This window comes from Halarchaeum sp. CBA1220 (assembly GCF_003721175.2).
Lineage (GTDB): Archaea > Halobacteriota > Halobacteria > Halobacteriales > Halobacteriaceae > Halarchaeum > Halarchaeum grantii.
In genome coordinates this window covers 1,398,099-1,410,831 of sequence record NZ_CP054707.1, presented here as the reverse complement: position 1 = coordinate 1,410,831, position 12,733 = coordinate 1,398,099, and the positions used below count along the sequence as shown (strand labels likewise).

Here is a 12,733-nt window from a genome sequence, read left to right as displayed (position 1 = left end):
GCGGTGATATCCCCGACGATGCGGCGATGACTCGACAGCCATCTGCCGCCGCCAGAAGGTGGTGGCTCCCGTAAATGTCCCGGTGGTCTCGCAGAGTTTTGTAAAGTCGCCGGAGCGCTGGGGCTGGTTGCCGGCGATACGGACTGCGACGGGACCGTGGGAGTCCATACGTGAGTATTCCCGAGTCACGTGCATAAACGTTGTGTGAGACGAGTGGCCACATAGCGTCCAATCGTCACGGGAACGTCGCCTGCAGGTGCCGATGTTACACAAATGCACCGTCTATAATTCCGTTTGCTCGAACGTCGTCCGTTTACGGAGGTATCGTACACGTTCCTTCACGAACGGTGGGCGAACGTGGAACGCTCGTGCGGCAACGTTTGCCTCCGGATATACACGACCGTGACAGTATCACACCCGATTCTCCGCCGGTTACGGAACGTTTTTGCGTATCGCGCGAACACGGTTTACATGGCGAACGACGAGCGATCACGCACCCGATTCTCCGAGAAACTCGACGTCCCCGAAGCGCTCACGTTCGACGACGTGTTGCTCCGACCCGCCGAGAGCCGCGTCGAGCCGGACGAGGCCGACGTCTCCACGCGCGTCTCGCGCAACGTCTCGATCAACGTCCCCATCCTCTCCGCCGCGATGGACACCGTCACGGAGAGCGAGCTCGCCATCGCGATGGCGCGCGAGGGCGGCCTCGGCGTCCTCCACCAGAACCTCGACGACGACGAGCTCGTCGCCGAGATCGAGCGCGTGAAGCGCGCGGACGAGCTCGTCATCCGCCGCGAGGACGTCGTCACCGCCGCCCCCGAGCAGACCATCGACGAGGTCGACGCGATGATGGAGCACGAAGGCGTTTCCGGCGCGCCCGTCGTCGACGACGACGACACGGTGTTGGGAATCATCTCCGGCACCGACATCCGCCCCTACCTCGAGGTCGGCGAGGAGGACACCGTCCGGGAGGCCATGACGGACGAGGTCATCACCGCGAGCGAGGACGTCGACGCGCGAGACGCGCTCGAACTCATGTACGAGCACAAGATCGAGCGCGTCCCCATCGTCGACGAGGACGACCGCCTCGTCGGCCTCGTCACGATGCAGGGCATCCTCGCACGCCGCGAGCACGAGGACGCCGCGCGCGACGACGAGGGCGGCCTCCGCGTCGGCGTCGCCGTCGGCCCCTTCGACGTCGAGCGCGCGACAGCCGCCGACGAGGCGGGCGCGGACGTCGTCTTCATCGACTGCGCGCACGCGCACAACCTGAACGTCATCGACTCCGCCCGCGAGATCAAGGCGGAGATCGACGCGGACGTCGTCGTCGGGAACGTCGGCACCGCCGAGGCCGCCGAGGACATCGTGGACTTCGCGGACGGCATCAAGGTCGGCATCGGCCCCGGCTCCATCTGCACGACGCGCGTCGTCTCCGGCGCCGGGATGCCCCAGATCACGGCCGTCTCGCAGGTCGCCGACGTCGCCGCCGACTACGACGTCCCCGTCATCGCCGACGGCGGCATTCGCTACTCCGGCGACGCCGCGAAGGCGTTCGCCGCCGGGGCGGACGCCGTGATGCTCGGCTCCTACTTCGCCGGCACCGACGAGGCCCCCGGGCGAGTCATCACCATGAACGGCAAGAAGTACAAGCAGTACCGCGGCATGGGGTCGGTCGGCGCGATGCAGTCCGGCGGCGGCGAGCGCTACCTCAAGGAGGACGACGAGGACGAGGAGTACGTCCCCGAGGGCGTCGAGGCCGCGACGCCGTACAAGGGCCCGCTCGCGAGCGAGCTCCACCAGCTCGTCGGCGGCATCCAATCGGGGATGGGCTACGTCGGCGCCGCGACCATCGCCGAGTTCAAGAGCGACTCCGAGTTCGTCCGCGTCTCCTCGGCCGGCCAGACCGAGGGCCACGCCCACGACGTGATGATCACGGACGAAGCGCCGAACTACAGCCCGGGCGACAACTAGCGCTCCGCCGCGAGTTCGTCCGCGACGCGCAGTCCCAGTCCGTCCTTCGTTCCGGTGTACTCCTCGTAGCCGTCCGCGCGCACGACCAGCGCCCGGGTCTCCTCGCGGCCCATGACGCTCGCGTCGTTCGCGACGACGAACGCGAGGCCCGCGCGCTCCATGATGCGACGCGCTTGGGCGACCATCGCGTCGTCGTCGCCGCTCGTCTCGGCCTTGAACCCGACGAGGGTGAGGTCGGGGTGGGCCTCGCGCACGGAGTCGAGGAGCTTCGGCGTCGGCTCGAGTTCGAGGACGAGTTCGCCGCCGCTCCGTATCTTCTCCTCGGCCGGTTCGACGGTGTAGTCGGAGATGGCGGCGACGGAGCAGACGGCGTCGGCGTCGGCGCAGGCCTCGAGGACGGCCTCGAGCATCTCCTCGGCCGACTCGACGTGCCTCACGGCCGCGTAGGGGACGTCCTCGCCGTCGTGGACGAGCGTGACGTCCGCGCCCCGGACGTAGCAGGCGCGCGCGACGGCGCGGCCGGTGCGTCCCGAGGCGCGGTTCGTCAACACGCGCACGGGGTCGATGCGCTCGCTCGTCGCGCCCGACGTGACGACGACGTGCTCGCCGTCGAGGGGGCGCTCGTCGGCGGCGCGCGCGACGTCGAGGCAGATGGCGTCGACGCTCGCGATCTTCGCCTTCCCCTCCTCGACGCGCGGGTCGACGAAGTCGACGCCCCACGACTCGACGCGCTCGATGCTCTCCAACACGCCGGGGTGGTCGTACATCGGCTCGTGCATCGCGGGCGCGACGACGACGGGGACGCCCGCGCCGAGCGCCGTCGTCGCCGTCGTCGTGACGGGCGTGTCGTCGATGGCGGCCGCCATCTTCCCGACGGTGTTCGCGGTCGCGGGCGCGATCAGGTAGACGTCCGCCCACCCCTCGACCCCGCAGAGCTCGACGTGCTCGACGTCGCCCGTGATCTCGGTGACGACGTCGTGCTCGGTGGCGAACTCGACGGCCCACGGGTGGACGATACCGCGTGCGCTCTCCGACATGACGGCGCGGACGGACGCGCCGCGCCGCCGGAGCTCGTGTGCGAGTTCGACCACCTTCACCGCCGCGATGCTCCCGGTGACGCCGAGCGCGACGTTCACACCCTCTAGCATGGCTCAGTCTCCGCGTCCGCGACAGTAAAACCGTCCGCCTTCCGCCCTACTCGTCGTCGTCGGCGACGCTCGGATGCATCGTCGGTTCCTCGGGGTGGCGCTCGTCGAACGCCTCCCGCATGCGCGCCATCGCGTCGCGTTCGCGTTCCGCGCGCTCGCCCTCGTCGATCTCCTCGACGCCCGGCGGGACGTCGCGCCCGCGACCCGTGAAGTAGCCCTCCGGGGCGACCCAGTCGTGGTAGTAGGGGACGTCGGAGTCCTCGACGACGGACAGGCCGACCTTCGCGCCGTGGCCGGCGACGATGGCGGCCTGATGGGGTTCGGCGGCGAGGCGGCCCGCGACGTAGAGGCCCGCCACGTCGGTTCGCCCGCGGTCGTCGGCCCGAACGTACGTTTTCGAGCCGTGCTGGTCGACGTCGAGGTCGAAGCCGTCGAGGTAGCCGGGGTTCGACTTCGTCGCCGCGACCGCGTAGTCGCCCGCGTAGGCCTCGCCGTCCGCCGTGTCGGCGACGAACCGACCCTCAGAACGTCGCAGGGAGACGACTTCGCCGGTGACGAGGTCGGCGCCCGCCTCCGTCGCTTGCTCCTCGAGGAGGTCGAGGAACGTCCGGGAGTTCACGCCCGCCGGGAAGCCGGGGACGTTCTCGAGGTGGCCGTTGCGCCGGAGGATGGACTCGTCGGCGTTGACGACGGTGGTCTCGAAGCCCGCACGCGCGGTGTAGAGTGCGGCGTTCAGTCCGGCGACGCCGCCGCCGACGACGACGACGCTCGGCCGCGAAGTGGAGTCGCTCATGGCCCGCAGTACGGAGTCAGCGGTTACAACGGTTGCGGACCCGGCGACGGCGCCGACGCGACCCGGGCGCGACGCCGCGTCCCGGTCGTCTCACGGACCGCGACGGATTCACGACCACTTATGCCGGTCGCGCGCGCACGGAGACGCGTGAAGACCGTCGAGGTCAGTACGACCGTCTACGCCCCCCGCGAGGAGGTCTACGACTTCCTGCTCGACTTCCCCGGGTACGCCGACTACTCGAAGCACCTCGAGTCCGTCCGCGCGGACGGCGACGGCGGCCCCGGAACCGAGTACCACCTCACGTTCGCGTGGTGGAAGCTCGACTACACGCTCCACTCGCGCGTCACGGACGTCGAGCGCCCCGAACGCATCGACTGGGAGGTGACGAAGGACCTCGACGCCGCCGGCCAGTGGCTCGTCGAGGAACCGGAGGCCGATGATGGCCGGAGCGACGCGGGCGGTGGAGCGACCGACGAGGGTGACGCGGGCGGCGAGGGGGCGACGGGGGACGCCGACGCGTGTCGCGTCCGCCTCGTCGTCACCTACGACCCGAACTCGGCCGACGGGGTGCTCGACCTCCCGATGTTCGTCTCGCTCGACTGGGTGATCGAGAAGGTCGCCGACCTCGTCGTCGAGGAGGGCGAGCGCGTCGTCGAGCGCGTCGTCGCCGACCTCGAAGGGGAGCGCCGCAGGGTCGACCTCGACGTCTCGGTCTACTGATCATGTTTTCGGGGGACGGGTGAGCGGAGCGCGCGGGACTAGCGGGACCGCAGGTCCCACAAGGATGGAGAAGGCGCGAACGCTTCGCGTGAAACTCGCGCCTGTGGGTGCGAGTACGCTGGACCGCGTCGCAGCCAACGATAGAGACAGTGGCGGTGCTGAACAATCCACGGATAGGGTGTCCGCGAACCGAGTGGTTCGAAGAACCCGGTAGGTTCGCGGTTCTCTCGCCGTAGGCGAGGTCAAGAGCCGACCAGCGGGAGGCTCGCAGACTTTTGTTCGAGCTTTTGCAAGCGACCGAAGGGAGCGCAGCAAAAGGTCGTCTAGAGGCGGTAGTCGTGCGCGCCGTCCTCGGTGTCGAGGACGGCGGCGAGCAGGTCGACGGTCGCGTCGATGTCGTCCTCGTGGGCGGCCTCCGTCACGGTGTGCATGTAGCGGAGCGGGACGCTGATCGCGCCGACGGGTTTCGCGCCGTTCGTGTTCTGGAAGCCCGCGGTGTCCGTCCCGCCGGCGGGGAGCACCTCAAGCTGGTGCGCGATGTCGCGGGTCTCCGCGACGGACTGCATGCGCTTGTGGACCTTCGGGTTCGTGATGACGCTCCCGTCCTTGAGTTTGATCGCCGCACCCGCACCGAGCTCGGTGACGTGCTTCGACTCGTCGGAGAACTGCGGGATGTCGTTCGCGACGGTGACGTCGAGCGCGAGCGCGAGGTCGGGGTCGAGGTCGACGCCGAGCGCCTTCGCACCCCGGAGACCGACTTCCTCCTGCACGGTCGCCGCGAAGTGGACGGTGACGTCGGGGGTGATGCGCTTGGCGGCCTCGAGCATCGCGAAGAGACAGACCCGGTCGTCCATCGACTTCCCGGTGACGGTGTCGCCGAGCACGCGCGTGTCCTGTGCCATCGTCACGACGTCGCCCACGGAGACGAGGTCCGCGACCTCCTCGCCGTCGCGGCCGAGGTCGACGTAGAGGTCCGCGACTTCGTCGGTCGACTCGCGCTCCTCCTCGCTCATCGTGTGCGGGGGCGGTGAGCCGATTATCCCCTCGAGGTCGCCCTCGCTCGCGTGGACGGTGACGCGCTGTGCGCGCAGGACGCGGGGGTCCCAGCCGCCGAGCGCGTCGAGTTTCAGGAAGCCCGCGTCGGTGACGTGCGTCACCATGAAGCCGATCTCGTCCATGTGCGCGGCGACCGCCACCTCGTAGTCGGGGCTCTCTGCGCCCTCGACGGTGGCGACGACGTTCCCCATCGCGTCCGTCCGGACGTCGTCCGCGACGGCGGCGAGTTCGCGGCGGACGATTTCGCGGATGCGGTCCTCGTGGCCGGGCGCGCCGTGCGCCTCGGTGAGTTCGCGCAGCAGGTCGTAGTTGGCGTCCATACGCGAGACGAGTCGGGGCCGAGACATAAACACCGGACTCTCGGCGCCGCGTCCGTCCGGCTGGCTGGACACCAGCGGACTGTCCGCCCGCCCGTCGAGGGCGAGAGTGGCCGATAGCCCCTCCCCCACCCCGCGTTTCCGTCGTTCCCCGTCGGCGACCGGGGGCGTGGGAGTTGCCCCCACCCCACGTTTCCGACGTCCCTCTCCCAAGAGCGAGGGCAGGGGACCATTCACCCACCGACCCACCCACCCCACGTTTCCGTCGTATGTGCCACGAGCGGGGTGGGGGTGTCGGACGGCGAGCGGACCGGGATGGAGACAGCACGATGACGAGCGTGAACCACACATCTTCAAGTAGTCACTCGACGTATCGCCCATTGGCTCTATTTCGTGTATTGTCGGAACGAACCGTGGTTCGTGTAGACGGGCGAAACACACCACCGAGTGGTGAGTCTTCGGTGTGCTCTCGGTCACGCCCTTCACCGGGCGAGCGGCCGGTCCGCTTTCTCGCCGCCCCCGTCTTCCCCCGCCCTCCCCCTCGACGCCGCGCTACGTCGGAAACGTGGGGTGGGTGGGTCCCCCATCGTTTCACCGCCTGCGCCGCGTGAGAAACCCCCTTCTCGACGCCCGTCGTCCAGAATATCGCACGTACGAGCTCCGAAACCGGATCATTCAACCACGGATACGTCGGAAACGTGGGGTGGCGACTTCGCGGGGTTTATGCCCGCGAGTCGACACAGGACGGACACGCGAATGGCGCCCGACTCCTCCTCCATCGACGACCCCCTCTTCGACGCCGGCCACCACATCTTCGCGAACAAGGACCTCCTGAAGACCGGCCACGTCCCCGAAGCCGACCGCATCGTCGGCCGCGACGAGGAGATTTCGAAGCTCGCGACGCGCCTCAACGGCGCCGTCCACGGCTACTCCCCGGAGAACGTGATGGTCTACGGGAAGACGGGGACGGGGAAGTCCCTCGTCTCCCGGCACGTCTGTCAGCGCGCGCGGAACGCCGCACAGGACGGCGTCACCATCGGCACGGCGTACGTCGACTGCGCGGAGGACGACACGGAGACGCAGGCCGTCTCCTCGCTCGCCGCGAAACTGAACGACGAGGCGGAGACCGGCATCTCCGTTCCGCACACCGGGCTCAGCACGTCGAAGTACTACAAGCTCCTCTGGGAGACGCTCGACGCCCAGTACGACTCGACCATCGTCGTCCTCGACGAGGTCGACCTGATGGACGACGACAGCGTCCTGATGAAGCTCTCGCGCGCCGAGGAGGCCGGGAAGATAACGGGGAGCATCGGGATCATCGCCATCAGCAACAAGATCCAATATATCGACGACCTGAACGAGCGCGTCAAGAGCAGCTTCCAGCACAAGGAGCTCTTCTTCAAGCCCTACGACGCGAACCAGCTCCGCGAGATCATGTACAACCGGCGCGACGCCTTCCGCGAGGGCGTCCTCTCGGAGGACGTCATCCCGCTCTCGGCGGCGTTCGCCGCACAGGAGCACGGGGACGCCCGGAAGGCCATCGACATCCTCCGGCACGCCGGCGAAGTCGCCTTCGAGGAGGAGGCCGACACCGTCCGCGAGCGCCACGTCCGGCAGGCTCAACAGCACGCGGAGAAGGACCGCTTTCGCGAGCTCGTCAGCGGCGCGCCGACGCAGGCGAAGGCCGCGCTCCTCGCGCTCACCGAGCTCTCCATCAACGCGAGCGGGGACGCCTTCCTCACGAGCCAGGTCTACGACCAGTACGAGCGCGTCTGCGAGTTCCTCGACATGGACGTCCTCTCCGTGCGGCGCTTCCGGGACATCCTGAAGGAGCAGGCGTTCCTCGGCGTCGTCGAAATCGAGAAGATAAACAAGGGGAGCGCGGGCGGCATCCACCTCCAGAACCGCCTCATCGAGGACGCGCGCGTCGTCCGCGAGACGATCCTCGAGGACGCCCGAATGGGCGACTGGGCGAGCGAGTAGGGACGAGGGGCGTGCCGTCGAGCAGACGTCGAGTGCGCCCACACCGCAGTCGGTCGCTCGGACGTCGCCTTTGGCGACGGGCGCGTTTTCGCGCGACGGCCAGTCACAATCCTTTTCCCGGTTCTCGGCGACGAACGCCCATGAGCGATGCAGAAGCCGACCTTCGCGAGGAGCTCACGGCGGCCTTCGAGGGCGCGGACTACCCCGTGACGAGCATGACGAGTCTCCTCCCCGAACTCTCGCGCGGCCCGATGACGAAGTTCAGCGCGGGCGAGCGGACGTACTCCGCGATGGAGCTCGCGAAACTCCTCTCCGGCCACGAGGACTTCCCCTACGAGGACGTCGAGAGCCTCGTCGACGACGTGATCGCGGGCCTCAGAGCGGAGGGCGAGCTCTAGTCGCGTCGCCAGTAGACGAGGACGGCGAGCAGTCCGCAGACGGCGACGCCGACGACGTTCCAGCCGACGAACGCGAGCGCCATCCCGACGGCGAAGGCGATGATGGCGGCGTCGTGGGCGTGCTCGCGTCCGGTGTAGAGCATCCAGCACGCCGCGAGTTCGCCGAGCGCGACGACGAACGCGAGCGCGCCGAGCCCGAGTTCGCCGAGCGTGCCGTCGCCGAGCGCGACGAGCGCGTAGCCGGTGAGGGCGCTGATCGCGACGGCGAGGAGGCCGGCGACGGCGAGCAGTTTCGAGGCCGTGTCGGCGCGCGGTGAGTCGGTCATACGTCCCGTTGCCCCCCCGAGGGAGTTAGGCCCACGGGTTCTCCACCTCTCGCGACCGACAGCCAACGCTTAGGTAGCCGCCGCGCCGACGCACGGCCATGACGGAGTGGATCGGCGAGACGGTCACGAGCGAGACGGGCTGGAACCACCTCGAGACGCTCGTGGACATCGGGAACCGGATGGCGGGAAGCGACGGCGAGCGGGCGGCGGCGGTGGCGACGCGCGACGCGCTCGCCGAGCACGCGCGGAACGCGCGCCTCGAGGAGTTCGGGATTCAGGGCTGGGAGCGCGGCGACTCACGCATCGAAGCGGGCGACACCGAGCAGGACTGCATTGCGCTCCCGCGCAGTCCGCCGGGCGAGGCGTCGGGCGAACTCGTCGACCTCGGCTACGGCCTCCCCGAGGAGTTCGCGGGCCGCGACCTCTCCGGGAAGGTCGTGATGGTCTCCTCGGACGTCCCCGACCACTACGAGCGCGTCGTCCATCGCCGCGAGAAGTACTATCACGCCGTCGAGGCGGGCGCGGCCGGCTTCGTCTTCGCGAACCACTATCCGGGCGGGCTGGCACCGACGGGGAGCGTCGGCACCGAGGAGTCGCCCGTCGGCGACGTCCCGGCGGTCGGCGTCTCGAAGGAGGTCGGCGCGCGCCTCTCCCGGCGCTTCGACGGCGAGGCTGTCACCGTGTCGGTGGACGCGTCGCTCGCGGACGCCACCTCGCAGAACGTCCACGCGGAACTCGGCCCCGACACGGCCGAGGAACTGCTCGTCACCGCGCACGTCGACGCCCACGACATCAGCGAGGGCGCGGTGGACAACGGCGCGGGCACCGCGATGGTCGTCGAGCTCGCGCGCGTGCTCGCCGCCCGCGAGGACGAGTTGGACGTGCGCGTCCGCTTCGTCGTCTTCGGCGCCGAGGAAGTCGGCCTCGTCGGCTCCGCGCACGACGCCGCCGAGCGCGACACGGACGCCGTCCGCGCCGTCCTGAACCTCGACGGCGTCGCGGCGGCGCGCACGCTCGCGTTCACGACGAACGGCTTCGACGCGCTCACGGACGCGGCGGACGCCGTCGGCGAGCGCCTCGGGCACCCGGTGGTGACGAATCCCGAACTCGGCCCGCACTCCGACCACTGGGAGTACGTCGTCCACGGCGTCCCCGCGTACATGGTGTCGAGCGACACCGGGGACGCGGGTCGCGGATGGGCGCACACCGCAGCGGACACGCTCGACAAACTCGAGAAACGGACCTTCCGGGAGCAGGCGGTCCTGCTCGCCGAACTCGCCGTGGACCTCGCGGACGCTGGCTTCGGCGTCGCGCACGCCGCCCCCGAGGATGTCGCAGCGGCCTGCGAGGCACAGGGCCTCGCCGAGGGCATGCGAGTCACCGGCGATTGGCCCTTCTGACAGCAGTTTTTTCCCCCCGGGAAGCGACCCTCCGACGATGACCGACGCACACGTCGGGCTCGTCGGCCCAGACGCGGACGGCGCCGCCGCCGTCGTGGGGAACGCGGGCGGCCACGCGCACGTCGGCACCGCGAGCGACGTCCTCGCCGCCGGCGTCGACGCCGTCGCCGCGCTCTCGGAGTCCGCCCTCTACGAGCTCGTCCGCGCCGGCCTCGATACCGGAACGCCCGTCCTCGCCGTGAACGCTGGCGACGGCGTCCCGTCCGCCGCCACGGCCGACCGCGACCGCGCGCTCCGACGCCTCGTCCGGGGCGAGTACGCCGAGCGCGAACGCCCCACGCTCGCCGTGGACGCGCGCCGCGAGACGTACCGCGCGCTCGCTGACGTGATGCTCGTCACCGCAGAGGCCGCGCGCATCTCCGAGTTCGCCATCGACGCGACGGGCGAGTCGGGCACCGAGCACGTGGACGCGGTGCGCGCCGACGGCGTCGTCGTCGCGACCCCGGCGGGGAGCCGGGGCTACACGCGGACGGACGACGGACCCGTCCTCTCGCCGGCCGTCGACGCCGTCGCCGTCGTCCCCATCGCGCCGTTCCGCGTCGAGTGCCCGGACTGGGTGGTGTCGCTCCCCGCGACGCTCAGCGTCGAACGCGACGAGACGGACGTCGCCCTCCTCGTTGATGACGCGGACGTCGGCCTCGTCGAACCGGGCGCGCCCGTCGACATCACGCACGGCGACCCCATTACGCTCGCCGTCACCGGCGAGGACGCCTGACCCCGCTCGCGGCGGTCAGCCGTCGAGACGCGTCGCTCTCGCTCCCCGACGCCGCTCACCACGCCTCGCCGTCCGCGAGGTCCACGTCCGAGTCGAGCTTCGAGGACGGGCAGACGTCCTCCAGGACGCAGTCCGCGCAGTCCGGGTTGCGCGCCGTGCACGTGTCGCGGCCGTGGCTGATGAGCCAGTGCGTGTAGTTCTGCCAGTGCTCCTCGGGGACGACGCCGTCCATGAGGTCCCGCTCGATCTTCTCCGGGCGCTCTTCGTCGGTGATGCCGAGCCGGCGGCTGAGCCGCTGGACGTGCGTGTCCACGACGATGCCCTCCGTGATGTCGTGGCCGTGCTGGAGGACGACGTTCGCGGTCTTGCGCCCGACGCCGGGGAGGTCCGTCAGCTCGCTCATCGTGTCCGGCACCTCGCCGTCGTGCTCCGCGATGATGGTCTCGCAGGCGTCGTGGATGTAGCCCGCCTTGTTGTTGTAGTAGGTGATGGAGTCGATGTCGGAGGCGAGCGCCTCGACGTCGGCGTTCGCGTAGTCCTCGGCGCCGTCGTACTTCTCGAAGAGCTCCGCGGTCACCTTGTTGACGCGCTCGTCCGTGCACTGCGCGGAGAGCACGACCGCGATGAGGAGCTCGAGGCGGTTCGAGAAGTTCAGGGAGATCTCGGGGTCGGGGTACTCCTCGCTGAGTCGGTCGATGACCTCCTCGGCCTGTGCGGCGCGCGTCTCCAGTGGCTCGCCCATGCCCGAGAGTCGGGCGGCGACCGGTTTCGTCCTGTCGGTTCGACGCCCCGAAACGCGCGATTCGGGGGCTTTATGGCCGCGTCCGCCGCCGGATGTGGTATGAAGGCGACCGCGAAAGCCCACCCGATTCAGGGCCTCGTGAAGTACCACGGGATGCGCGACCACGACGCGCGCTACCCGTACCACGACAGCATCAGCGTCTGCACCGCGCCCGCGCACACGAAGACGACCGTCGCGTTCGACGACGACCTCGAGGCGGACGAGTACGTCATCGGCGGCGACGCCGTCGAGGGACGGGGCGCCGAGCGCATCGCGAGCGTCCTCGACGAGGTGCGCGAGCGCGCGGGCATCGAGACGCGCGCGAGGCTCGTGAGCGAGAACGACTTCCCGACGAACATCGGCCTCGGCTCCTCCGCGTCGGGGTTCGCGGCGGCCGCCGTCGCCGCCTGCGAGGCCGCCGGGCTTGACCTCTCGCACCCCGAGATGTCCACCATCGCCCGACGCGGTTCCGCGTCCGCCGCGCGCGCCGTCACCGGCGGCTACTCCGACCTCGGGGGCGGGCTGAGCGACGCGGAGTGCCGGAGCCACCGCCTCGACGCCGCCGACGAGCTCGAGGAGGACGTCCGCATCGTCATCGCGGAAGTCCCCGCGTACAAGGAGACCCAGGCCGCCCACGACGAGGCCGAGGAGAGCCACATGTTCGACGCGCGGCGCGTCCACGTCGAGGACCAGCTCGCGGAGATGCGCGACGCCGTCCGCGAGGGCGAGACGGCGCGCGTCTTCGAGACGGCGGAGCACGACTCGCTCTCGCTCGCCGCGACGACGATGACGGGGCCCGAGGGGTGGGTCTACTGGAAGCCGGACACGCTCGAGGTGTTCGACGCCGTGCGCGAGCTGCGAGACTCGGGGGTCCCCGCGTGGTTCTCCACGGACACGGGCGCGACCGTCTACGTGAACACGGACGCCGAGCACGTCGACGCCGTCGAGGAGCGGGTCGCCGCGACCGGCGTCGACACGCGCGTCTGGCGCGTCGGCGGCCCCGCGCGCGTGCTGGACGCGAGCGAGTCGCTCTTCTAGGGCCCGAAGCCCGAAGGCCCACCCCCG

12 protein-coding genes are annotated in these 12,733 nt (G+C 70.0%); 7 read left to right on the top strand and 5 right to left on the bottom strand.

Annotation, left to right across the window (positions count from 1 at the left end; translation table 11 throughout):
- Window positions 1-471 precede the first annotated feature (471 nt).
- Window positions 472-1,971 carry an IMP dehydrogenase gene (guaB, locus tag EFA46_RS07560; RefSeq protein ID WP_123077044.1) on the top strand — a complete coding sequence of 500 codons (1,500 nt, stop codon included), beginning with the start codon at window positions 472-474 and terminating at the stop codon, window positions 1,969-1,971.
- On the opposite strand, the gene coaBC is transcribed toward guaB, so the two are convergent.
- Window positions 1,968-3,119, bottom strand: coding sequence for a bifunctional phosphopantothenoylcysteine decarboxylase/phosphopantothenate--cysteine ligase CoaBC (gene coaBC / locus EFA46_RS07555; RefSeq protein ID WP_123077046.1), 1,152 nt, complete (start codon window positions 3,117-3,119; stop codon window positions 1,968-1,970). The genes guaB and coaBC overlap by 4 nt on opposite strands.
- A gap of 46 nt (window positions 3,120-3,165) precedes the next feature.
- Window positions 3,166-3,912, bottom strand: a complete 747-nt coding sequence (locus tag EFA46_RS07550) for an FAD-dependent oxidoreductase (RefSeq protein WP_123077048.1) — start codon at window positions 3,910-3,912, stop codon at window positions 3,166-3,168.
- Between the two features lie 147 nt (window positions 3,913-4,059).
- On the opposite strand from EFA46_RS07550, the gene EFA46_RS07545 reads away from it, so the two are divergent.
- Entirely contained in the window at window positions 4,060-4,632 is a 573-nt protein-coding gene (locus EFA46_RS07545; protein ID WP_176969846.1) for an SRPBCC family protein, read from the top strand.
- Between the two features lie 323 nt (window positions 4,633-4,955).
- Here the strand turns inward: EFA46_RS07545 and EFA46_RS07540 are convergent, their stop codons facing one another.
- On the bottom strand, window positions 4,956-6,008 hold the full coding sequence (locus EFA46_RS07540; RefSeq protein ID WP_123077052.1) for a M42 family metallopeptidase: 1,053 nt from the start codon (window positions 6,006-6,008) through the stop codon (window positions 4,956-4,958).
- Between the two features lie 753 nt (window positions 6,009-6,761).
- On the opposite strand from EFA46_RS07540, the gene EFA46_RS07535 reads away from it, so the two are divergent.
- Both EFA46_RS07535 and EFA46_RS07530 read left to right on the top strand, forming a co-directional pair.
- Window positions 6,762-7,988, top strand: coding sequence for an orc1/cdc6 family replication initiation protein (locus tag EFA46_RS07535; protein WP_123077054.1), 1,227 nt, complete (start codon window positions 6,762-6,764; stop codon window positions 7,986-7,988).
- A 140-nt stretch (window positions 7,989-8,128) separates the two neighbouring features.
- On the top strand, window positions 8,129-8,386 hold the full coding sequence (locus EFA46_RS07530; protein WP_123077056.1) for an MTH865 family protein: 258 nt from the start codon (window positions 8,129-8,131) through the stop codon (window positions 8,384-8,386).
- Here the strand turns inward: EFA46_RS07530 and EFA46_RS07525 are convergent.
- On the bottom strand, window positions 8,383-8,712 hold the full coding sequence (locus EFA46_RS07525; protein ID WP_123077058.1) for a hypothetical protein: 330 nt from the start codon (window positions 8,710-8,712) through the stop codon (window positions 8,383-8,385). The genes EFA46_RS07530 and EFA46_RS07525 overlap by 4 nt on opposite strands.
- A gap of 98 nt (window positions 8,713-8,810) precedes the next feature.
- On the opposite strand from EFA46_RS07525, the gene EFA46_RS07520 reads away from it, so the two are divergent.
- Window positions 8,811-10,112, top strand: a complete 1,302-nt coding sequence (locus EFA46_RS07520) for a M28 family peptidase (protein WP_123077060.1) — start codon at window positions 8,811-8,813, stop codon at window positions 10,110-10,112.
- 37 nt (window positions 10,113-10,149) lie between these two features.
- Window positions 10,150-10,887 carry an NAD(+)/NADH kinase gene (locus EFA46_RS07515; protein WP_123077062.1) on the top strand — a complete coding sequence of 246 codons (738 nt, stop codon included), beginning with the start codon at window positions 10,150-10,152 and terminating at the stop codon, window positions 10,885-10,887.
- Between the two features lie 55 nt (window positions 10,888-10,942).
- Here the strand turns inward: EFA46_RS07515 and nth are convergent, their stop codons facing one another.
- On the bottom strand, window positions 10,943-11,629 hold the full coding sequence (gene nth / locus EFA46_RS07510) for an endonuclease III (RefSeq protein WP_123077064.1): 687 nt from the start codon (window positions 11,627-11,629) through the stop codon (window positions 10,943-10,945).
- A gap of 99 nt (window positions 11,630-11,728) precedes the next feature.
- Between nth and mvaD the strand changes: the two genes are divergently transcribed.
- Window positions 11,729-12,706 carry a phosphomevalonate decarboxylase MvaD gene (gene mvaD, locus EFA46_RS07505; RefSeq protein ID WP_123077066.1) on the top strand — a complete coding sequence of 326 codons (978 nt, stop codon included), beginning with the start codon at window positions 11,729-11,731 and terminating at the stop codon, window positions 12,704-12,706.
- Window positions 12,707-12,733 lie beyond the last annotated feature (27 nt).